This window comes from Paenibacillus aceris, assembly GCF_017874035.1.
In the GTDB taxonomy this organism is placed as follows: domain Bacteria; phylum Bacillota; class Bacilli; order Paenibacillales; family NBRC-103111; genus Paenibacillus_E; species Paenibacillus_E aceris.
The window spans coordinates 49258-70856 of sequence record NZ_JAGGKV010000024.1 but is presented as its reverse complement, the minus strand read 5'-3'; the positions used below and the strand labels follow the sequence as shown (position 1 = coordinate 70856).

Here is a 21599-nt window from a genome sequence, read left to right as displayed (position 1 = left end):
TGCACGAATGCAGAAAATCCGCTCCCCGCCTGGTTTTGCGCCAAGTCTGGAAGCGGAGTTCCGGGTTATTTGTCCTTCTGTACCATATCCCTGTATTGACTTGGTGAGACCCCCTCAGCCTTCTTAAAGATCCTGTTGAAGTACGTGTGCTGATAACCGACTTGATCTGCAATCTCATTAATTTTCAGCGTCGTCGTACGCAGCAGTTCCTTGGCTTGTCCGATCCGGAGATTGGTCAAATAGTCGATGAAATTAATGCCCGTCACTTGCTTAATCGCCCGGCTAAGCGTATACGGAGATGTGCCGAAATGGTCGGCGCACGACTCCAAGGAAAGGTTGGTTCTGTAATTTTCCTGAATGAAGAGCATGACATTCTCAACGATCTGCTTCATTTGGAAATCCTGCCGTCCCGTTAGTTCCTGGACATAGGTTCCTACAACGCGTGTTTCCAACCAGCGGAGCATCTCGCCAGGCTCATTCAGCTGATTCAGCTCTTGGAATAGGTTAGCCCCTTCGAACATACGGATGGGATTGATGCCGGACTGCAGCATATTGTGCTGTATGCTTCCGAGCAATTGGTTCATCCCTTGCTGAATCACCAGCTTTTTCAGCCCGGAGGAAGTTAATTCATCAATAAATTGCCGTGCAAGCTTCACCGCCTCCTCTTCCGATCCAATTCGGATGGCGTGAATCAGCTCTTTTTCCAACATGAAATTATAAGGAAAAGCGAGTTGGCTCGATGATTTATGGAATTGTACGACATCAATGAGCTCGTTATTGTCTTTGAGATCCCAATAATTCAGCAGTTGTCTTGTTTCTTCGAACAAGTATGGAACATGGCTGATCTGAGTTGTTGTATTGCCCATGACAATAACCGCTTGTAACTTCAAAATCTTCTGAATGATCTGAAGCATTTCGTTTCCAAAGTCACACAGCCACGCTTTGCTGCGCTCGGGACCCCACTCCTTCGGCAGCGTCAGGAACAAGCCTAGCGACAGATCGTGAAAGTTCAAGACATCGCAGCGCACTCCCATGTTTTCTCCAAGTTCCTTCGCGATATTGCCTACGGCAAAAGCGACCAACTCCTCGTCTCCTTGGGAGAACCGTGCACCTTTTTCCCAATTTAAACCGCGCATTTGGACAACCATAGCACTGATCTGCTTATTATCCAAATCAAGTCCAAACTGCTTCAATCGTTCTTGTACGTTGGATTCGGTGAGCTCGAATAAATACCCCTGCACCAGCTGCATCAGGAAGCCTTCCCGGAGAACCGGAAGCTGAAGATCCAGCTTATTTCTCAAGTGCTCGCCCTCTTTCGTGAGCGAGTCCCACTTCATCTCGATCCATTCAAACTCATTGCGATGTCCGTCTCTGCCATGCCCACCGCTTAGCTTGCGGAATAGACGTTCTAGCGGAGAGTAGATCCGCCTCGAGCCCATCCAGGATAGCCCAAGGGCAAGCAGCAAGCCGCCAAGACTAACAAAAAGGATCACCTTGGAAATTAACAATACAGGCGACGTAATGCTGGAAAGCGGGACAGCAGAAAGAAACACCCACGTGGTTCCAAGTCTCGTAAATTGGCTGATCGATACCGAATAGACCGCTTTCTGATAAGAAAATAAAAAGGAGTCCTCTTTGGAGCCCCGGCTCTGATATTCGTTTTCAAGCGCCATGTCGAGCTCGGTTCGCTGTCCGTTCGACGAGATTTTCCACTGATTGTCTCCGCTTAACAATAAGGTCGAGCCTTCTCCCAAAGGATTAAGCGTTTTCAGCTGTTCTTCCAATCTCGTTTTATTCAATGTTGCGATTAATAGCCCATAGGGCTCCGTTGGTCCGCCGGGAAGTTTGTTGATTAGAGCCAGCGTAGTCCCGTCAGAGCTTTTTGGCATCCCCGGCAAACCTGCTGCGTCCATCCAATAAATCGATTTTTCCCTCTTCATTAGGGCGCTATACTGTTCGAGAACGTCAGGATTTTCCTGATAATCATACCCTTCCTTATTCATGACCACTGGGCGGGAGCTTCCGAAATAAAGCGAAGCCTTGTCAATCAAAGGATTGGAACCTTCAATAATCAACAGCGTCCTGTAGAGCTCATGGACCTGCTCAAAATCGGTCGCAAAGCTTAAGTTTTTCAGTTTAGCGCCAAGGTTAGGCTCAAACGCCCAATGGGAGAAGGTCATCTCCAAATTGGCGAATTGTGCTTCGACATTCTTCTCTTGCTGAATGATTTTATTATGATGCAAGCGCTGCAGCTCGCCCTCAATTTTATTCGTCACCGTCCAATAAATGACAAACCCCATCACGATTCCCGGGATGCATGCGATCAACATAATCATAACTAAGCTATTACGATAAAAACTTCCTCTACGTTTCAGCAAAACTGGGCCCACCTTCCAAGCAGTTCTTAGCATCCCGTTCATTATACAGCAATAAAAAAATGATTTCGATGGAAATTCCATCGAAATCATGATGAGACCTTAGATTAGCCTTTCACCGACCCGACCATTGAGCCTTTGGCAAAATGCTTCTGAAGGAACGGATACACACATAAAATCGGAATCGTCGCGACGACAACAGCCGCCATCTTAAGTGTCTCTGCCGGAGGAGCAGCTACGAAGGCATCCTGCCCTAAGTCGCTGTTTTGAGCATTTTGCAGCATGTTTTGCAGCAGTACCTGAATCGGCCATTTATCCGCATCATTCAAGTATAGCAGCGCGGAAAAATAAGAGTTCCAGTATCCTACGGCATAGAACAAGCCGAACGCTGCCAAGGAAGGTAGCGAAAGCGGGAGAATGATTCTGAAAAAGGTCGTTATATCGTTGCAGCCGTCAATCGCTGCCGATTCTTCCAGTTCAGCCGGGATGCCGGAGAAGAAGCTTCGCATCAAAATAACGTTCCAACCGCTAGCCAAGGCCGGAAGAATCAATGACCAGGTATTATTAATCAAATTCATGTCTCTAACCAGCAAGTAGTTCGGAATAATGCCCGGGCTGAACAAAATGGTCAGCAGGATCATCAACGCAAACATTTTTCTTCCCGGCAGGCGTCTGCGGGATATCGCGTACGCGAGCGCCGCCGTAACCACTAGACTAAGCAGCGTCCCGACAATAGCCAGATAGGCGCTGTTTCCGATGGAGCCCAGGAATGCTTTTGTACCTAGCAAATATTTATAGGAATCGAGGGACCAATGCTCAGGAAAAAGGATAAACTTTTTCTGCAAAAATTCTGTCGGGTCTGTGAAGGACACAACGAATACATAATAAATCGGAAAAAATGTCAGCAAGGCAATCAGGCCCAGAATCGTAATATTGACAGCGTCAAAGATGCGGTCGCTTGCACTTTTTTTCATATGAACCCTCCTTAGTAGACGCCTTCTTCGCCCATTTTTTTGGCTAATTGATTGGAAAGGATGACCAGAATCAGGCCGACTACCGATTTAAACAATCCAGCGGCTGTACTGTAGCTGAATTGCCCCTGCTTAATCCCTACCGTGTAGACATAAGTATCGAATACTTCCGCTACCTGCGAAACGGCGCCATTATACATCAGGAATATTTGTTCAAAGCCGACATCCATCATATGACCGAGACGGAGAATCAATAGAACGACGATGACACTTCGGATCGCAGGAAGCGTGATGTGCCAGATTTGACGTAATCTTCCCGCGCCGTCCATACGGGCTGCTTCATATAGTCCTGGATCAATGCTTGCAATAGCGGCTAAGAAGAGGATTGTTCCCCAACCGGCCTCTTTCCATATCGACTGTATAACGATCATCAGCCAGAAAGCATTCGGACTCGTCAGTACATCGATTTTTTCCCCACCGAACGATTCAATCACTTTGTTGACGAGACCGTCACCCTTGGAGAACAGCAGGAATGTTAATCCCGCTATAATAACCCAGGACAGAAAGTGAGGCATATAAATGATCGTTTGAATAATTTTTTTATAGATTTCTTTGCGCAATTCGTTCAAAAACACCGCGATCAGTATGGGAAGAGGGAAGAACAAAATTAAATTCAACAGATTGATCCCCATCGTATTGCGGAAAATCATTAAAAAATCGGGATTGGAGAAAAATCGCTGAAAATGGTCAAATCCAACCCAAGGACTATGCAAAACCCCTTTGAAAGGGGAGTAGTTTTGGAACGCGATGACGATCCCAAACATAGGAATATACTTAAAAATAAGGAAAAATAATAATCCGGGCAAAGCCAGCAGATATAAATATCTGTTTTTCACGATTTCCTTGCCCAATCCGCTTTTCTTCTTCTTCGCAGCTGTGGAGGACGAAACCCCGGGAGTATGAGCAATATGGGGCTTAACTGTGTTTTGCATTAGATGTTCTCCTTTCAAGTATGTCTGCGACACGATGTTCATGATAGTCAAAATATTTGCCTTCGAGCATTCCGATCAATGATCCGGTCACCCGAACCTCTAGTTCGTTAGCTCCTTCCTGCAGAGATGACGTGCTGCCCTCCCATACATAAGGCGACCAAGGCCGCACACCTAACGATTGGCCGTTTATCAACACTTCTATCAAGTCGTGAACGTCCCAATTGTTGAAGGCCAGTTCGAATTGCTGAGACTGCGGCAGTGCATCCAGCCATAGCTCACGGGTGAAGGAAAGCGTTCCGGCAAAGTAAGGATACCCGTCGTAATAGCTGTCAACTGCAAGACTGCCCGCGGCGGTTGGAACGTCTGTGATGCTCGGACTCACCGATTCATCCGCGAACTGCACGCCGAACGTGCCATACAAATATAGAGCGTCCACAATACCATGCCAATCTTCCTGAATGTCGACATGAACCGTCAGCTCATTCCAGCCCTCGACCAGACTTGCTTTCACATCGCATACGCAATTCGAATTATCGTACACGATTTGTTTATTGAAATCCGACTTGGTAAAAACCGTTTGATTCATCGTTAGTTTCCAGTCCCCAAGTATCGCGGATTGATCCATCAACAGCATGCATTGCTCAGGTATTTTCTCCACATAAAACCGGATTTGATAGCGGCACGGTATCGGGTAAGCGAGCTTCATCTTCTTCGGTGTTCCGAATATTTGCGCGAACGAAACGGGAAGTTTGCAGTTCTCGGCCAAATCGGCGCACTGGTCGATAAAGGTTTTCGCCTGTACCCACTCTCCCGGGCCTTCATGATCCCCGCCAATCGCTAGCTGGAAGTTCTCAAAGCGTACCGTGTTCGGCGTTAGCGCCTTCTGTTCCCAAGCCCCTTCAGCATCAATACTGAGACGCCATGCAGCCGGATTATCGAATTCTTCTGTTGATGCAATCAGCTTCTGTTCCTTGATGCTCAGCCGAATCATGCGCGAAGCATAAGGTGCGAAAGACATCTCGATAGAAATCGATTCGCCGCTTGTTTCTATTGTAAGAGGGCTGCTGCTTCCAGTTTCCAGATCTAGCAGTTCTGCTTCTATGCGGACGTCACGCTTGATGTCAGGCCAAATCACAGACAGATCTGCCGTGATCCGGGTATCCCACGCCTCGCCTTCCTGATTGCTGGCAAAGAGGATATACTCCCTATCTGAAATATATCTGCTTTGGAGAAGGAAAGATCGATTGTCCTTCCCGCAATCCAAGGTAACGGCTCTTGGCAGTACTTCATCGAGCAGCAGGTCGAGCTTGCTCAGTGCTTCTTTGAGCGATGTGCCTCCCTTACGCGGGATAAAGTAGGCGGACTGCTCGCCTTTGAAGGTGGCCTTCGTTTCAAATGCTTGCTGCCCTTCTCCCTGCCAGTAATAGCTATCTGGCGTTTGCGGAAGTCCAAATGCCTGAGCGGCTTCTTCCGGTACGGTATTACCTGATTCGATTCGCTCGCTAGGCACCAGACCGAAGCTGATAACCTTGCCTCCTGCGGCAAGGAAACGCTTCGCTGTTTCCCAAGCCTTCTGCTCCAGATTCGCAATCGGTGGCAGTAAAAGCACGGAATACGCAGCGCCGCCAATCACAAGCTTGCCGTCCTCGATAACGGCTTCTGCCAGAAGCTCGGGATCAAGATGATCGTAATCTCTTCGCGTTTGCAGGAGATTGACGGCAAGAGAACGCCAATCCTCTTTCAGCTGCTCCAGTCTTGCCTTCTCAGCTTCATTGTCACCGCCATAGTCGAAATGGTGCAGCGGATTCCCCATATGTGTCCAGAACGTCGTCGTTGGATCCAGCATAGCGATTCGTATATCAGCGGAGCCTTGTGCCATGATGTAGCTAATCCGTCCGGTATAGTCGCCAAGCTTGTGGAAATAAGACCAATAAGGGTTTTGATAAAATTGGGATGGCGGCGCATCATGCTGCGTCAAACCGTCTACGGTATAGAAAAAAGCATGGAACGCATAAAAATTCGTGCCAAGTGCAGCCATACGGTCAATCATCCATTTGGCATCCTGCATATTCATCGACCAACCGACACTGTGGAAGCACTCATCCACGTTCCGCTGACGGCCCAATTGACGGGCGATGGAGCTGGTCATCTTCGGATTATCCCGGAAGCTGCAAGCATATCGCCGCAGAATCCATTCCAGAGAACGCCCCAGCTTCTCATGGGCGCTATCTCCGCCAGGTATGTGACTGAACCGTTGAGTGGTCATCCGGATCGACGGCACCTCTGCCAAGTACTGCAGATTGTGCTGATCGCACCAATCATAGACTTGCTTATGATAAGACTGTGTCAAAAGCTCATGAAGAGCTTGAAAATAGTCATAACGAATATGAGCAGCATCTTTATAATCTGAATAGGACAGCGCCGCGACGTGCTCCGTAATGGAATAGCCGTTGCGTTCCTTGAAATACGCTTCCAGCCTCGGCGTCCACGGCATCTTCCCTAACAGACCGATCTCGTCTGTAAACATCCCCTTCACGGTATCGCCAAACTCGCTTCCGATATACCGCGCATACCGTTCATGCGTTAAGTTAATGAAAGTTCGCATCGCTTCCTGATGGCATGGATCGACGAAGGTGCCGTAATATTTGAAATCCTCAACCTCTTTTTCCTGATAAACAATAATATCCCATTCGTTAGCAATGGCCGGCGCTTCCCAATCCAGTTGAAATACCGTCCGGTACGTGAAAAAGCGCTTTTGGTTATACGTCGTCAGTCCCGTCTTCTGAAAAACGGGATCGGCCTGTAGATTCCCGATTGAATCCTTTAGATCAATCATCCGCTCCCACTGCCGCTGTCCATCCTCGGAAACAGGCACCGCCTTGGCGTAGATCACCTTTGCCCAAGGGTACTCTTGCTTCACTTTGGAGCCTCCGCTAACACGAGTTTCCGTCGTAACAAGCGTCTGGTGCTTCGCATCCGGATGAAGCAGCGTCACTTCACCACCGGCTATGCCGCTTGGATACGGATATTCGTCATACAGCCAAACATGCATGCCTCTCTTCTTCGCAGCGTCAATCGCAAATCGAACCTTCTCGAACCATGCCTCCGATAAATACGGAATCTGCAGCCCTTGGCGGGGACATATGAAAAATCCCCCCACCCCTTGCTCATCCATCTCCTGAATCTGTCTTGCAATCTCATCGTTATTCATATCTCCGTTCCAAAACCAAAACGGTTGAATTCTATATTCCGCGCCCGGATTCTTAAATTGTTCCATTGTTTAGTAAACCTCCCCAAAACTCGTAACTGGTCTTCACCAACTGTATGTCTGTTCCCATTTCCCGGCAAGAATCATTTCTTGCACCCGTCGATAATGGGGCTTAACACTTTTTTGCAGGCTTAGATTTCGTTGCAAATCCCTTAAAAACCTTAGGTTAACGGCAACTTCATGACATACACAGCTGTTCGGCCCTCGTTAAAACGCAACAAGGCTGCCAGTATAAATCCACTGGCAGCCTTGTTCTATATGCTATTAATATTCTTCATTTCACCATACCGTTGCGAAGTGCTGCGACCACCACTTGCGTTCGATCCTCACAATCAAATTTTTGCAAAATACGATGCACATGCGATTTTACGGTACCTTCCGTGATGAAAAGTTTACGAGCAATTTGTTCATTACGAAGTCCGTATGCCATTTCCTGCAGAATTTCATGCTCCCGGTCCGTCAGCGGATCCCCTGGGAGCAGCTTGGTGTCCGTATCGGCTGTTAAAAAATCGGATGCCGCCACTCTTTGAAGAGCCGTGGCTGCAAGCCCTGTCTTAAATATGGCTTCCCCGCGGGAAGCGGATCGAATGGCCCCCAGCATTTCCTCGATATCTGCATCTTTTAACAAAAAACCGACAGCTCCGGCACGTATTCCTTGATATATATAGTCTTGATCGTCAAAGGTCGTTAAGATGACGGTTTTGGTTCCCGGCAGCCGTTTGTTTATTTGCTGTAAGGCATCAATGCCTGTCAAACGAGGCATCTGTACGTCCATTAAGATGACATCGGGGTGGAGTTGCAAAGCTAGATCGACCGCTTCTTGCCCGTCAGCTGCTTCCCCAACAAGAACCATGTCAGGTTGCAAACCGATAAGATAGCCGAAGCCCTGTCTGATCATGCTTTGATCGTCGGCGAGCAATACTCGAATTTTGTCGTTGGTCGGCACATACAACGCTCCATTTCCTAATTAGCATATTGATCTGAACCATTGCATGGCATGGTCGCGATAAGTTCAAAGCCATTTGGTTCGACAGTCCGGTACTGAAGACGCCCAGCACGTTCTTCCAGTCTTTTTTTCATGTTAACTAAGCCAAATCCCTCCTGAATTTGATGTTCGGTATCCATAACACCGTTGTCACGTATCCGAATTTCGATGCTCTTCTCATCCCTAGTCAGGCTTACCTCCAAAAACGTTGCATTAGAGTGACGAATCACATTGGTAATCGACTCCTGCAGCACTCGGAATAAGGTTTCATAGACATCGGCATTTAAATCTTCATCGTGTAAATTCGTTTGAAAGCTATAACGGATAGATGATGTAACCTCCAAACGAGAAAGCAGTGACTTTAAGGCGGTGATCCCGATTGCTTTACGGTTGTCTGCAAGCTCATGAACGGAAGTACGAATATCTTGCAGACCTTGACGCGCTACAGTAAGCATCTCTTCAATGGATTGTCCTGCTTGTGCGGGGCTTTCCCTAATCATATAGCGTAAAGCTTGCATTTGAACGATGATAGAAGTCAAACTGTGTCCAACCGCATCGTGAATGTCGCGGGCAATGCGGGTTCTCTCTTCTAATATTGCATTTTGCATTGAAGTAGCAGATGCTTCCTGCAATTGTTCATAAGCAACCTGGAGCTCAGCCAAATGTCGTTTGTTCTGTTCATACGCCTCATTTCTTTGAATGCGGATACGAATGGAAAAATAAAACACAATCGCCAACATGATAAAAGAGAGCAGATTAAACAAGTCCTTTTGGCCATAACGAATATAGAGAGCCGCTGTTACTACCATCAGTGCAATGAGGGAAGTCTGATATTTGGAAAAGGTTCTACGGAGGGCAGCGGCAAAGACAACAATAGCGATCAAATACAGCAGCATGACTTCCTGATAACCGATGATGCCTATCAAACATTCAATAAACAGAATGCCCGCGGCGATTGCTAACCTCCGTCTATTCCACCAAGATCTCCGAATAAACAGACTAACTGTAATGGTCAGCCAAATCGCAAGATGGAGCGCAATATGGGATAACGAAGTAAGGAAAAGCTGGTTTCTGATCATGAGAAAAAAAATGAGCGCAGAAATAACCATAGGCCTTCCGTGGTTTTGGTATTTCACCATCATCCCTCCGAATGTCTCAAGATACCTCCTCATTCTAGCTTTGCACCCAGGAAAAAAACAACTGGATCGAACGACTTTGAACAAATCTCTATCCACAGATAGAGAAGCATACAGATTAGGTTCTATCCGCAGGTAGTCGTTCCGTCGTCAAAATCCGGGTACGATTAGCGTAGTCAAAGAATTGAATTGAAGAGGAGCTAAACATTCATGTCAGCGAACAATATGATTTATATTTTACTCCTTATTTTTCTCGCCTACCGGATTTTCAGACGGGTTCAACGAACATTCGGATGGCAGCAATTGAGTTTGCGCAGATTGCGGATTATGAACGGTCTATTTTGTGTGATTGGGCTGCTTTTTCTTATAGAAGGTGTCTTTCATTGGGTTAGTCTTGTTTCAGATGTTATAGGCGCTTCTTTAGGTATCATTTTAGCTTATTACAGCGCGGAGACGACGCGTTTTGAAATACGTGAAGGACTTCGTCTCTACCGTTCGAGTGCATGGATAGGCGGAACGGTGACGTTGCTTTTCATTGGACGTCTAAGCTATCGAATCTACGCGATGATGCAGGACAGCCATGCGCACCAACTCTCCAGCCAATGGAAAAGCCTTGGCGGCACTTGGACATCAGGTTTGATGCTCATTATGATCGCTTATTATTTTACTTATAATCTTTTCTTGATTCGTAAACAGAAGCAGCTCAACCCTGCTTAGAAGTTTGAAAATAAAAGCAACCTCGACCCTTCAGAGTCGGAGGTTGCTTGGTTTGATCCGTTATTGCTCGAAAATAGTAATTTTCCTGATATTCATGCTTAAACTATCATAAATGAGAATATTGCCTTCTGAGTCAATCGTAAATTGAGGTGAGACGCCGATTGTCATCTTTTGGGGCTCAGCTGTTCCCGAATAGCTCTGCCGAGTAGGCGTCGGATCATATTGCCCCGTCATCATATTATATATTCCTTTATTATAAATAGCATCTTCCAGATTGGCGTAGGGTTCTATCTCACCTTTTACATTGACCCGATAAAATTGCTTGTCATCCGTAATGTAGTAATATCCATCATGCGTGATGGCTGTGTTTATTACGTTAACATCTAGCTTCGCAATGACAGTTGCTCCTCCATCAGGATGAATTTCTCTAATGGATTTGCTCTCGCGATCAAGTGTATACAAACTTCCATTATCAACAAGGGGAACAAGGTGATGCATACGTTCTCCATTGACATTTGTATAAGTTGAAAGCCTCTCACCTTCACGGGCCGTATATAAAGTATTTTTGAAAGAATTGCTAATCCAATAGGTTTGACCGTCTCTTGATGGCTGTATAAAGTCCGTTTTTGTGTCCAATTCGCTCGTCGTATCGTAAGCAATCATTTTTACACTGGGATACACTTGATAAAAAACGGTTATATAATTGTAAAAATCCCTCCCCATGGCAAAAATTCGATCTGAAAAGCGGTCGTAATATAGAGATTTGGGGATGAACTCATAATGCAGAAATTTGGACTTGGAACCTCCTTTCTCATACATAAAATCAAACTTCTCATCATTGAAAGAAAGCATGGTTTGTAAACTAATCTCTGTTCCTTTGCTCAGATTCATCTTCTTAAGAGAAAAGCCAGAAATTGCCTCTTCCGAAATGAAATACAAATTGTCCTTGCTGTCAGAGATCATCACGGTTTCATTATAACCAATATTACCAAGGCCATCGAATATGATGCCAGTTCGAGGGATTTTTGTCGTGACTTGTGAAGTCAAATTATCAATAGTAGGCTTAACCAATCGCTTTTTGGCTGGGGGAGTGCTATTAACATTTGTCGCAGTTGATGGGTAGATAGTGATCATCCGAGTCTGTTCATCAAAAGTAACCGTTTGCTGGAAATTCTCCGCTATGAATCGAATCGGCACGAACGTTGTTTCATTTTCGATGAAGGGCGCTTGCTCTAGGCTGAGTAGAGTGCCGTTTGCCTTTGCAGTTGTACTTCCAATTTGCATGGTGAGAAGCTTCGTGTGATAACTCAATTCAACACCCTGTGTTCGTACATCCCATTTGACAGTAGCCCCTAAAGCTTCTGAAACAAATCGAAGAGGAATCATCGTTGTATCATGAACAAGGTGCGGAGCCGCCTGGAGGGTAACGTGTTTGTCATTAATCGTGGCCGCAGTATCATCCAGTATTAGTTTAATAGAAGTGGATTCGTTTACAGCAGAAGCAAAGGCAGTTAAAGGGACATAATTCCAAACGAGTACTAAGAGAGCACTTAAAAGAAGTGGTTTTTTGGCTGTTTTCGACAACATCAAACTTCCCCCAAAATAGTAATTTTAAGCCTATATTACCACGAAATCGAGGAGGGTTATATATATACTTAGCCTTTTCAAAATCGTTGTAAATTTAATGTATAATCGTTCCTTCCACTCCACATCATAAGAGTACACCAAAAAAAGGAGTGATTTTTTCCATGGCAAACAATAACACACTAGTTGTTCCTCAAGCAAAAGCGGCTTTAAATCAAATGAAATTTGAAGTAGCGCAACAATTAGGAATACCTCTACAACCAGATGGCTACAATGGAAATCTCGCTACACGCGATGCTGGCTCTATTGGTGGCGGTATTACGAGAAAATTGGTACAAATGGCTGAACAACAGCTGCAAGGTTTTCAACGTTAATTTTTTGATATAAGACCAAGTACAAAAAGACTCCAATCACCTTCCTCCTTCAGGTGAATGCAGTCTTTTTTATTTTTAATTCAATGTTTCCCGTACATAAAATCAATTGAAATCGAAGATTATATAACAGTTGTTTAATACAAATACATTTATCTTGGAGGTTCGAAAATTGGCACAACAAATTGATCCAAACCAGTTGAAGAAAGCAGAAGCGGCAACAACACTTGCTAAAAGTCTTATTAGCCAAGCCATTGAACAATCGGCAGCTAATCCTACACTTTGTGAGGAAGCCTTAAAGCAAGCATCCATGGAAATAACGCAAGCACAAACAATGATTAGCCAAGCTCAATCCACATTACAAGCATCTTCTCAACAATCTGGATGATGTGAAGGATAGTTGTTAGGCTTACTAAACGGCGTATTACTTGCATTTCATAAGGGAATAAAAAAGACTGGTGGGAATCAGGTACATTCCACCAGTCTTTTTTTGCATGCAGCGCCATGCCAGTGTTTCACATCAGGAAGGATCTTTACTACATCCCCTTCATGGAGCTCTTATACCGGTTTGCTTTTATCCTGGTAATATCCTTTGCCGCCGGTAACAAGCAATCTGCCCATTCAACATTTGGCTGGCATAAGTCAGTCCCGCCTTATCATAGCAATTAACAAGGACCTGCATCACCTATGTTCAATGTTGCCGAATTGTTGTCTAAAACTTGAGGGAGGTCATGGTTATGATCGTGTCAGAAGAAATTTATCGCTCGTATGGGTTGGAGAAGGAAGCTTTTATTTCATTTATGAAGGAAAGAAGCCAGCATACAGCCATCCATGCATTAGGCATCGAGTTTCTGGAGCTCACGCATGATCGCGTGGTGATGACAATGCCTGTTGGGCCTTCCTCACACCAACCTACAGGTATTTTACATGGCGGAGCTTCCGTCCTGCTGGCTGAGACCGCTGCCTCCATCGCCTCTGAGATTAATATCGATAAAGATAAATATGCCGCAGTAGGTCTGGAAATTAACGCCAACCACTTGAAGAGTAAAAAAGACGGCATCGTAACGGCTGTTGCAACCCCTCTGCACAAAGGACGGAAAACCATGGTATGGGATATCCGTATTTCCGATGAGAATGATCAATTGATTTGTATCTCACGCTGCACGGTTGCTATTATTGAAAAAAGATAAAGCAGGCACAAATTTGATCAACGCAAGAAACGGCAGTTTAAGGAGCTTGAAAATAAAAGTCCTAAACTGCCGCCGCTTCATTTAATAGTCTGCCGGATGTGATGGATTATGAATTTTGTCGATGACATTCTTCCATAACGGCAATTTGTTGGCGTACTTGTGATGGTGTAATTTCGAGCTCTTTCCCATGTACGATCGTATTATAAATCATGTTATAGAAGCTTTGGGCCATCGAAGGGAATAAATCTTTTCCCTGTTCAGCGGGAATGTCCCAGCTCTCTTCGTACCACTTTAGTTGTTCACGGCAGTAAGCCGGCTCATTTTTTTCGTTGACCATTGGCGTTGTCACTAATTTCAGCTCTCCCGCTTCCTCCTGTTTGAAATATTTCCAGTCCAGATGGGTTGTGCTCCCTTTGATTCCGCCTCTAGTCCCTTGGACATTATAAGTGAAACTCGGATATGCGCAGCAAGAGGAAATTTCCACATCAATGACAGGTCGTCCATGCCCATGTAAAATGATCTTCACATAGTCCTCGGCGTCTCCAGCCGTATTCGCGCGATCCATCATTGAAGTGATATGCGGCATTTCTTCGCTTCCGAAAAATTGGAGGGCTTGATCTACCGGGTGTGGACCCGTATTTAAGAGATTGCCTCCATCATTAGCTTTTAAAGTCTGCCAATCCCATCTTCTTGCAAAATTGTTGTAGGCAATACTGACCTGAACCACTCGTCCGATCACGCCGGATTTGATAATTTCCTGCACTTGGCGATAAGCGGGCGCATACCTGGACTGCTGAAAAATAGCAAGCAATTTCCCTGTTTTCTTCGCCGTATCAATCAAAATATCAACCTCATGTGCCGTTCGGGCAAGCGGTTTCTCAGATAGTACATGAAATCCGCTTTCCATAATTTCTTTAGAAATCGTGAAATGAAAATGGCTAGGCGATGCATTAATGATTAAATCAAGATCGTTTCTCTTGAACAGATCACGGTAATCACGGTAAACCTCACAATTCAACTCTTTTTTGGCTCGCTCCAGTCGCTCCTCCAACATGTCAGCTACAGCAACAATTTCATATTGCTCTTTCATTTGACTTAACGAATTGGCATGTATATCACGGCCGCTGCGGCCTTGGCCTATAATCGCTACTCTGATCTTTTTCATATCATTACCTCCGATGCTAACTTACGCATATAGCCTACATATTGGGGAAATGCTATTTCTGGGTTTTCCAGTTCAGGATGCCACTTTTTCTCCCATTCCAAAGTGAAATAGCCTTGATACCCCTCACGTTTCAGTAAGTTGCAGATTTCCTTCAACGGAATATCGCCTTCTCCGGTTAAACAGTATTGGAAGTCTTCCTTCCCATTATCCCCGATGCGCGAGTCTTTCACATGCGTGTATTCGATCCATTGTCCCAATGTCTTCCAGGTTTCCTCAGGCTGTTCTCCCACCATGCGGTAAGGATGGTGCACATCCCACAGTACCCCGACGGCTTCCGTATCCACCTGCTCCAGCACCTTTTTCATATTAACGCATGAAATCCAATCATCATGTGTTTCAATCAAAAGCTTAACACCATGTTCCTTAGCGATTTTTGCCATTTCGCTTACATGCTGGGCAACCATTTGCACGGCCGTATCCAGGCTAGTATCGCTAATTTTACCGCCAAACACACGAATGTAGCGAGTCCCGAAAATGCGGCAAAGCTTAGAAAATTCCCTAATCTCCTGCATATTCTTCTCAAAGTTTTCGGCCGAGAATAAATGGACGGAGCTTGAAAAGCAAGATACATGGAGTCCGGCATCGGTAATTTTACGAAGCGTTTGCTCCACTTGCCCCGAAAACTCCGGAAGCTTGTAGATATTCATTTCTCCGGTTAAACCTCTAAAATCAATTGCGTCAAATCCATATTCTGTCGCGCAGGAAATAATTTTGTCTAAGGGCCACTCGGGGCACCCTAATGTAGTAAAAGATAATTTCATCTACGTTCACTCCTAATTTGTTCATTATTTTATATATATCAGGCAATAGGTTGTCCACGATCAAGCTTTCACTAATGTCCCTTCATATTTATAGTTTCTGAATGTTGGATTGATGCCGTGAAGCATCAGCCCCTGCCCCCAATTTACATGTTTATCATTCGCCGGCTCATCCTCAGGATCACGAACCTGGACCAGTATGTTTCTACGCGTCCGATCGCTGCGGTTTATAGGCGAGCCATGAATCGTTAAATAGTTAAAAAATAAGACATCCCCGGATTCAGCTATACAAGGAATTCCGCTCTCAATAGGATATTCTTTATGATTCAAATAGTAGCTTCCTACATGAGGTAACGGCCCCTGTCTATGCGATCCCGGAATGACATGCAAACAGCCGTTTTCCTCATTCGTATGATCCAAATGGATACTGGCGAGCATCATACTGTGCTTGCTGTGCGGGAAATACGGATAATCCTGATGCATGGGGAAGGCCGCTCCCTTCTCTGGGGGTTTGACCATCATCTTGGTATGATGCAGTTGAACATTATCGCCAATCAATTTGGTGAAAATCGTGATCAAATTCCTTTGCGTTATCATGCGCATAAACTGGGCGTCATGATATTGAACATCATGGAAGCCCTTAAGTACCAGCTTCTTTAATTCTTCCGGCGGCAGGTAGTCTCCAGCCCAAGCATGGCTCCGGTCAAATTTAGATGCAGCCGCCCTCTTCAGGAATGTTTCTACTGATTCACGGAACGTTTCAACTTCCTCTGCGTCATATACACCTTTTACAAGTAAGTAACCATTCTCATGATAAAACTTCACTTGGTCCTCAGAGATCATGCCAATTCCTCGCTTCAACTATAATTTTGCCTATTACTCAACCCTTCACAGCGCCTACCAAAACCCCTTTGGTAAAGTATTTTTGCAAGAAAGGGTACACGGCAATGATCGGTAATGTGGCAATAATGATCGTGCAATATTTAATAATTTCGCTAACGGCCTCTTTATCGCTCCCGCCGGACCCAGTGATCATACTGTCGGTACTGCTGTTTATCAAAATCTCACGCAAGAAGAGCTGTAAAGGATAAGCATCTCGATCTCGCAAGTAAATCATAGCGCTGAACCACGAATTCCAATGGGCCACAGCGTAAAACAAAATCATAACGGCGATCACGGCTTGCGATAACGGCAGGACGATTCGAAACAAGATCGTAAGATCATTGGCTCCGTCAATACGTGCGGATTCTTCCAAACTATCCGGAATCGCCGCAAACGAGGTTCTCATAATAATCAAATTATAGGTGCTGATGGCCCCCGGAAGAATGAGTGCCCACATCGTGTCAAACATGCCGAGACTTTTCACAAGCAAATAGTTAGGAATCAAGCCGCCGCTAAAAAACATCGTAAACACAATCATCATCATGATCGAATCCCGCAGCATGACACCTTTTCTCGATAAAACGTAGGCTCCAAGCGAGGTAATAATTACATTGATGCTTGTTCCCACAACAACATAAATTAACGTATTGGTGTAACCCGTGATGATATTGGGATTTTTAAAAACACTGATGTAGCCGTCTACATTAAATCCCAAAGGCCAGAGCAACAAACCGGAATGACTCGCTAAACTAGAGGGGTTGCTTAAAGACGCCATAGTAACATATAGAAATGGATAAAGTGTAATTAAAGCTAGAAACAGCAAGAAGCATATATTAAAAAAACCGAAAATAGCTTCGGCTTTGCTTCGCTTTAGATTCATCGTCATCCCTCCCTACCAAAGACTGGTTTCGTTGACTTTTTTACTGATTTTGTTAGTAGCTACCAAGAGCGCAAAATTGATCACCGAGTTAAATAATCCAACGGCTGCGCTGAAGCTGTAGTTTGCTTCCAGAATCCCTTTGCGGTATACATAGGTTGAAATCACATCCGAAGTTTCGTAGGTAACCGGATTGTATAACAGGAAGATTTTATCAAATCCGACGTTCATCATGCTTCCCATTCTTAAAATAAACAGAATGATAATGGTGGGCATAATCCCCGGCAGTGTAACATTCAGCATTTGCTTAAAACGTCCTGCCCCATCAATCGTCGCCGCTTCATACAGGTCCTGATCGATCCCGGCTAAAGCAGCCAAATAGATAATCGAGCCCCAACCTACCTCCTGCCAAATATTAGAGCTCACATAGATGGTTCGGAATAATCCGGGTTCCAGCAGCATCGTAATTCTTTCCATTCCCATGAAAGCAAGTAAATCATTAACAATCCCGTTTCTTGCTGTGAAATCTACAATTAAACCGCATAAAACCAGGACCGAAATAAAATGCGGCAAATACGTCACCGATTGCACAAACCTTTTAAATACATCATTTTTTCGCACTTCGTTTAATAGCAGCGCCAAAATGATCGGTGCCGGAAATCCAAAGATAATATTATATACACTAATTAAAAGGGTATTCGTAAGAATTCTTCCGAAATAGACATCGTTAAAAAAATCGGTAAAATGCTGCATTCCCACCCAAGTGCTGCCCCAAATTCCCTTCATTGGGGAGAAGTCTTTAAAGGCTATCGTTGCTCCATACATAGGAATATATTGAAAAATAATATAATAGGCGATCACGGGCAAAGCCATGAAATAAATGATTCTGTTTTTATACAAATCTCTACGAAGTCTATGGACAATACCGCTTTGCTTCTTTGTCTGATAGACACTTCTGGAATGCGCCACCTCACCAACCCTAATATTCTCCATTGTTCGTTCCCCTTTGAGCGAAGAAATTCGCGCAGCAGGCATCCAGCATTGATCTTACCTTTGGTGGGCGATCAGATGCTGGCGCTCTTGCTGCTAGCCAATCAATTATCTTGCCATGTATCTGTCATATGCGGCTTGCTGAATTTTGATCGCATCTTCGATTCCCATACCTTTTAATTTGCTCATATAATTATCAAACTCGCTAATAGGTACTTGTCCCATGATCATTTTAGAGAATATCTCATCCCTATACGTATTAACCGCAGAAATAATGGACGCCATCTTGGTTGATTCCTCAATGGTTGGCGTTACCCCTGGCGGCATGGTTCTATCGTAGGAGCCTGCTTTCCATAAGCCAATAATTTGCTGCTGTTCAGGTAAAGCCATGCGCTGCTGCCAAATCTCAGGTGTCATGACAAAGGCCAGTCCTCCAGATCCTCTGGAATATTTAGATAACGCTTCATCAATCGACAAGCCCTTTGAATTATTCGTAATCTCTGGAAGCAGTTGAGGCGAACCGTTCACCATCTTGTAGCTTTCGCCTTCGATACCGAAGGTATTGAGCAGTGATCCTTCCGGACTGTAGCCATAGTCCAGCCACATCGCAGCTTCCTTCGCATACTTACTTTTTGCGGATATCGCGACACCGCCGCCACTAGCAACCTTGATTTCATCAACATTGAAATTGTAGGACTTCGTGCCTTTAACGTAAGGCGGAACCGTTCCCGATAATTTTACCGACGGATCTTTCGCTTTCATCAATTGAACAAATCTTCCGAATGTACCTGATGTCGATCCCGTCCATGAGCCTGCACGGTTACCCATTACTTTGGTATCGAATTGTTTGGCATCCGTAATTCCAAAATCAGGGTCGATCAAGCCCTCTTTATACCACTTTGCTAAGGTTGTTAGCGCTTCTTTGTACTCCGGGGTGTAAGGTCCATATTTGACTTTATCGCCGTCATGATAAAACCCATAGTTGATCCCCCATGCTCTGACCCAGTTCTGCAGGTCCCCCGCTCCTTTAGGCGCCAAAGGAATTTCGTCATTTTTACCGCTGCCGCTAGGATTTTTCGTTTTAAACGCTTTTAACACTTCATACCAATCGTCTATCGTTTCAGGTGACTTTAGATTCAGTTTTTCCAACCAATCCTGGCGGATCTGCCATCCAAAAGTCTGGAAAGCAGGATTCGGATTAGGGTTTACTTTCGCATACTGATTCGGTGATTGGGCCTCGGGATAAACATAGATCGTACCATCGTCTGTACGCAGCTGTTTATTCGCTTTAGGGTCGGAGTTCATAAATGCTTTAAGATTGGGTGAATACTTATCTACCAAATCATTCAGCGGCAAAATAACGCCATCCTTGATCGCTTTATTAGGCCCTCCGTTATAATCGCCTATCCAGTTATAATAAATCAGATCAGGTAAATCGCCCGACGCGACCATAAGGTTGAACTGTTCTTTGATCGCTGCCCCATCCATAGATGCAGGATGAATGAACTCGATATGAATCCCTGTCCTTTTTTCCAATTCTTTAAAGACGGCGATTTCATTATAATTTTTCATGGTTGCCGCTACTTTGGCATCCATGGGCACAAACATTTTTAAGGTGATAGGCTTATTTACGATAGGCAGCGGGATTGAAGATAAACTTGCTTCATTTTTTTCTGACGTACTTGTTTGCTTCGTAGCATTAGAGGTGCACCCTGTTAATACACTTGCGAGTAATACAACAGAAAGAGATAAAGCTGAAACCATGCCGAGTTTACCCTTCATTGGTAGTTCCCCCTAGACGTTTTGTTAGTTGATAAGACCTAACCCTGGGAATAGCTGATATCCATAGCGCCATCCTGTCTCACTGTCTTCTTGTATTTGGAGCTTCGGATCAGTTCCTCAAGCTTCTTCTCATATTCGTCTGCATCCATAGGCAGCTTGATGGTTTGATCGTTGAATGAAGAAAGCATAATCGCGTTCGCTATGGTTAATCCGTTGATCCCCTCCGGACCATGTGCGATAAGCTCCCCGCCGCCATTTTGTATGGCCGCGATAAATTTCTCTGTCACGACTTGATGCCCTGTAGGCACATTCACGTTCACAGGAATTTCCGTGTACCAATTTTCAACATTGCCCATCCTGCTTGGCGATTCCTTGATAAAACGAAGCATCGACTCACGGGTTCGATAAAAAACAAGTTGATTATCCTCATAAACCAATTTTCCGTACTCTCCCACGATCTCCATCCGGTTGGATCCAGGTGTTTCTGCGGTAGTCACGATAAAATGTCCAACCATCCCGTTCTCATGCTCAAAGTAGGCCGTCACTTCGTCTTCGACTTCGATATCATGATATTTGCCAATATGCGCAAAACCGTTAATCCGTGACGGAAGGCCGAATAACCACTGGTAGAGATCCAGATTATGCGGACACTGGTTGGTCAAAATCCCTCCGCCTTCTCCAGCCCAAGTTGCACGCCATTCGCCGCTATCGTAGTAAAGTTGAGATCGGAACCATTTGGTATTAATCCAGGTCGCTCTGATTAATTTACCCAGCTCGCCGCCATCAAGAATGTCTTTGATTTTTTTATGGTGAGGATAGGTCCTTTCTTGAAACATAATGCCAAACATCAGATTGGGATGGTGTTCCTTGGCACTTTCATAGGCGTCTATCGTTTTTTGAGCATCATTGACATGCACCGCAATAGGTTTCTCACAAAGAACATGGATTCCTTTATGGAAGGCATCAATCGATATAGGCGTATGATCGTAATGGGGAACGGCTATTAATACAGCCTCTATGCCCGATTTGTCGAAAAGCTCCGTATGGCTGTAATAGGCCTTGGCATGATATAGAGCCGCTGCTTTGTCAGCCTTTTCATGTACAACTTCACAAACGGCTACAACTTCAACCGTATCCATCTGTGTCAGGTACTTGAGATGACTGCTTCCCATTCCACCTAAACCTATAACACCTATTTTCACTTTGTTTTTCGGACTCATCCCAATAACCCTCCTGGTATATTGAAGTGTAATTTAAGCAAGAAAATTTCCTTAATATGCCGCAAGACATATAATAAAAGCGCTTACTTTTGCTATTCTAAAATATTACTCGAGATATGTCATAGTTTTTTGTGATTAAAATATCGTTTTTTGTGCAGTATCTATTAAGAAGAAATTAGGGGAAATTGGAGTTTAAGTGGATCAGGGGAAGCTGGATTAGCTACTTGCTTCTCTTCTCGGGAGTCTGTAAAATAGTTTGTGTAAACTTCTTTAATA

General features: G+C 44.7%; 18 protein-coding genes and 1 pseudogene. 4 read left to right on the top strand and 15 right to left on the bottom strand.

The genetic code is table 11. The features are described from left to right. Window positions 1-65: 65 nt before the first annotated feature. From J2Z65_RS29085 to J2Z65_RS29060, 6 genes are all read right to left on the bottom strand, one after another. Window positions 66-2378, bottom strand: coding sequence for an AraC family transcriptional regulator (locus J2Z65_RS29085; RefSeq protein WP_167055472.1), 2313 nt, complete (start codon window positions 2376-2378; stop codon window positions 66-68). Between the two features lie 104 nt (window positions 2379-2482). Beyond that, window positions 2483-3349 carry a carbohydrate ABC transporter permease gene (locus J2Z65_RS29080; RefSeq protein ID WP_167055468.1) on the bottom strand — a complete coding sequence of 289 codons (867 nt, stop codon included), beginning with the start codon at window positions 3347-3349 and terminating at the stop codon, window positions 2483-2485. A gap of 11 nt (window positions 3350-3360) precedes the next feature. Continuing rightward, on the bottom strand, window positions 3361-4338 hold the full coding sequence (locus J2Z65_RS29075) for an ABC transporter permease (RefSeq protein ID WP_167055465.1): 978 nt from the start codon (window positions 4336-4338) through the stop codon (window positions 3361-3363). After that, window positions 4322-7615 carry a glycosyl hydrolase gene (locus tag J2Z65_RS29070; RefSeq protein WP_167055462.1) on the bottom strand — a complete coding sequence of 1098 codons (3294 nt, stop codon included), beginning with the start codon at window positions 7613-7615 and terminating at the stop codon, window positions 4322-4324. Before J2Z65_RS29070 ends, J2Z65_RS29075 begins: the two co-directional genes overlap by 17 nt. 265 nt (window positions 7616-7880) lie before the next feature. Further along, window positions 7881-8504: a response regulator gene (locus J2Z65_RS29065; RefSeq protein ID WP_193580850.1), complete on the bottom strand. Its 624-nt coding sequence runs from the start codon at window positions 8502-8504 to the stop codon at window positions 7881-7883. Window positions 8505-8569: 65 nt separating this feature from the next. After that, window positions 8570-9763 (bottom strand): sensor histidine kinase, encoded by a 1194-nt coding sequence (locus tag J2Z65_RS29060; protein WP_167055457.1) that lies wholly within the window; start codon window positions 9761-9763, stop codon window positions 8570-8572. Window positions 9764-9937: 174 nt separating this feature from the next. Between J2Z65_RS29060 and J2Z65_RS29055 the strand changes: the two genes are divergently transcribed. Further along, window positions 9938-10444 carry a CcdC protein domain-containing protein gene (locus tag J2Z65_RS29055; RefSeq protein ID WP_167055455.1) on the top strand — a complete coding sequence of 169 codons (507 nt, stop codon included), beginning with the start codon at window positions 9938-9940 and terminating at the stop codon, window positions 10442-10444. 60 nt (window positions 10445-10504) lie between these two features. Here the strand turns inward: J2Z65_RS29055 and J2Z65_RS29050 are convergent, their stop codons facing one another. After that, window positions 10505-12031 carry a copper amine oxidase N-terminal domain-containing protein gene (locus tag J2Z65_RS29050; RefSeq protein WP_167055453.1) on the bottom strand — a complete coding sequence of 509 codons (1527 nt, stop codon included), beginning with the start codon at window positions 12029-12031 and terminating at the stop codon, window positions 10505-10507. Between the two features lie 161 nt (window positions 12032-12192). On the opposite strand from J2Z65_RS29050, the gene J2Z65_RS29045 reads away from it, so the two are divergent. Together J2Z65_RS29045 and J2Z65_RS29040 are read left to right on the top strand one after the other, a co-directional pair. Continuing rightward, the gene (locus J2Z65_RS29045; protein ID WP_167055451.1) at window positions 12193-12402 is read left to right on the top strand and encodes an alpha/beta-type small acid-soluble spore protein; all 210 of its coding nucleotides are present in this window, start codon (window positions 12193-12195) and stop codon (window positions 12400-12402) included. A gap of 169 nt (window positions 12403-12571) precedes the next feature. After that, window positions 12572-12787 carry a hypothetical protein gene (locus J2Z65_RS29040; RefSeq protein ID WP_167055449.1) on the top strand — a complete coding sequence of 72 codons (216 nt, stop codon included), beginning with the start codon at window positions 12572-12574 and terminating at the stop codon, window positions 12785-12787. 110 nt (window positions 12788-12897) lie between these two features. Here J2Z65_RS29040 and J2Z65_RS35980 read toward each other — a convergent pair. Further along, window positions 12898-13011: pseudogene (locus J2Z65_RS35980) on the bottom strand (cupin domain-containing protein); the annotation flags it as partial. A gap of 188 nt (window positions 13012-13199) precedes the next feature. On the opposite strand from J2Z65_RS35980, the gene J2Z65_RS29035 reads away from it, so the two are divergent. Beyond that, on the top strand, window positions 13200-13589 hold the full coding sequence (locus J2Z65_RS29035; RefSeq protein WP_167055537.1) for a PaaI family thioesterase: 390 nt from the start codon (window positions 13200-13202) through the stop codon (window positions 13587-13589). Window positions 13590-13695: 106 nt separating this feature from the next. Here the strand turns inward: J2Z65_RS29035 and J2Z65_RS29030 are convergent, their stop codons facing one another. The 7 genes from J2Z65_RS29030 to J2Z65_RS29000 all read right to left on the bottom strand — a co-directional run bounded on the left by J2Z65_RS29030 (window position 13696) and on the right by J2Z65_RS29000 (window position 21323). Then, window positions 13696-14754 carry a Gfo/Idh/MocA family protein gene (locus J2Z65_RS29030; RefSeq protein WP_167055448.1) on the bottom strand — a complete coding sequence of 353 codons (1059 nt, stop codon included), beginning with the start codon at window positions 14752-14754 and terminating at the stop codon, window positions 13696-13698. Further along, on the bottom strand, window positions 14751-15575 hold the full coding sequence (locus tag J2Z65_RS29025; protein ID WP_167055446.1) for a sugar phosphate isomerase/epimerase family protein: 825 nt from the start codon (window positions 15573-15575) through the stop codon (window positions 14751-14753). The genes J2Z65_RS29030 and J2Z65_RS29025 overlap by 4 nt, the downstream gene beginning before the upstream one ends. A gap of 60 nt (window positions 15576-15635) precedes the next feature. Continuing rightward, window positions 15636-16415: a phytanoyl-CoA dioxygenase family protein gene (locus J2Z65_RS29020; protein WP_167055444.1), complete on the bottom strand. Its 780-nt coding sequence runs from the start codon at window positions 16413-16415 to the stop codon at window positions 15636-15638. Between the two features lie 37 nt (window positions 16416-16452). Further along, entirely contained in the window at window positions 16453-17334 is an 882-nt protein-coding gene (locus J2Z65_RS29015) for a carbohydrate ABC transporter permease (RefSeq protein WP_167055442.1), read from the bottom strand. Between the two features lie 12 nt (window positions 17335-17346). Then, window positions 17347-18324, bottom strand: a complete 978-nt coding sequence (locus J2Z65_RS29010) for an ABC transporter permease (protein ID WP_167055440.1) — start codon at window positions 18322-18324, stop codon at window positions 17347-17349. A 105-nt stretch (window positions 18325-18429) separates the two neighbouring features. Beyond that, complete coding sequence (locus tag J2Z65_RS29005) at window positions 18430-20103, bottom strand: type 2 periplasmic-binding domain-containing protein (RefSeq protein ID WP_167055438.1); 1674 nt, start codon at window positions 20101-20103, stop codon at window positions 18430-18432. A gap of 38 nt (window positions 20104-20141) precedes the next feature. Further along, the gene (locus J2Z65_RS29000) at window positions 20142-21323 is read right to left on the bottom strand and encodes a Gfo/Idh/MocA family protein (RefSeq protein ID WP_167055435.1); all 1182 of its coding nucleotides are present in this window, start codon (window positions 21321-21323) and stop codon (window positions 20142-20144) included. Between the last annotated feature and the right edge of the window lie 276 nt (window positions 21324-21599).

Excerpts from the sequence above, each read along its gene's own strand:
- J2Z65_RS29080 (WP_167055468.1), bottom strand. The coding sequence starts at position 3,349 with ATGAAAAAAAGTGCAAGCGACCGCATCTTTGACGCTGTCAATATTACG.
- J2Z65_RS29075 (WP_167055465.1), bottom strand. The coding sequence starts at position 4,338 with ATGCAAAACACAGTTAAGCCCCATATTGCTCATACTCCCGGGGTTTCG.
- J2Z65_RS29070 (WP_167055462.1), bottom strand. The coding sequence starts at position 7,615 with ATGGAACAATTTAAGAATCCGGGCGCGGAATATAGAATTCAACCGTTT.
- J2Z65_RS29065 (WP_193580850.1), bottom strand. The coding sequence starts at position 8,504 with ATGATCAGACAGGGCTTCGGCTATCTTATCGGTTTGCAACCTGACATG.
- J2Z65_RS29060 (WP_167055457.1), bottom strand. The coding sequence starts at position 9,763 with ATGAGGAGGTATCTTGAGACATTCGGAGGGATGATGGTGAAATACCAA.
- J2Z65_RS29055 (WP_167055455.1), top strand. The coding sequence starts at position 9,938 with ATGTCAGCGAACAATATGATTTATATTTTACTCCTTATTTTTCTCGCC.
- J2Z65_RS29050 (WP_167055453.1), bottom strand. The coding sequence starts at position 12,031 with ATGTTGTCGAAAACAGCCAAAAAACCACTTCTTTTAAGTGCTCTCTTA.
- J2Z65_RS29045 (WP_167055451.1), top strand. The coding sequence starts at position 12,193 with ATGGCAAACAATAACACACTAGTTGTTCCTCAAGCAAAAGCGGCTTTA.
- J2Z65_RS29035 (WP_167055537.1), top strand. The coding sequence starts at position 13,200 with ATGAAGGAAAGAAGCCAGCATACAGCCATCCATGCATTAGGCATCGAG.
- J2Z65_RS29030 (WP_167055448.1), bottom strand. The coding sequence starts at position 14,754 with ATGAAAAAGATCAGAGTAGCGATTATAGGCCAAGGCCGCAGCGGCCGT.
- J2Z65_RS29025 (WP_167055446.1), bottom strand. The coding sequence starts at position 15,575 with ATGAAATTATCTTTTACTACATTAGGGTGCCCCGAGTGGCCCTTAGAC.
- J2Z65_RS29020 (WP_167055444.1), bottom strand. The coding sequence starts at position 16,415 with ATGATCTCTGAGGACCAAGTGAAGTTTTATCATGAGAATGGTTACTTA.
- J2Z65_RS29015 (WP_167055442.1), bottom strand. The coding sequence starts at position 17,334 with ATGAATCTAAAGCGAAGCAAAGCCGAAGCTATTTTCGGTTTTTTTAAT.
- J2Z65_RS29010 (WP_167055440.1), bottom strand. The coding sequence starts at position 18,324 with ATGGAGAATATTAGGGTTGGTGAGGTGGCGCATTCCAGAAGTGTCTAT.
- J2Z65_RS29005 (WP_167055438.1), bottom strand. The coding sequence starts at position 20,103 with ATGAAGGGTAAACTCGGCATGGTTTCAGCTTTATCTCTTTCTGTTGTA.
- J2Z65_RS29000 (WP_167055435.1), bottom strand. The coding sequence starts at position 21,323 with ATGAGTCCGAAAAACAAAGTGAAAATAGGTGTTATAGGTTTAGGTGGA.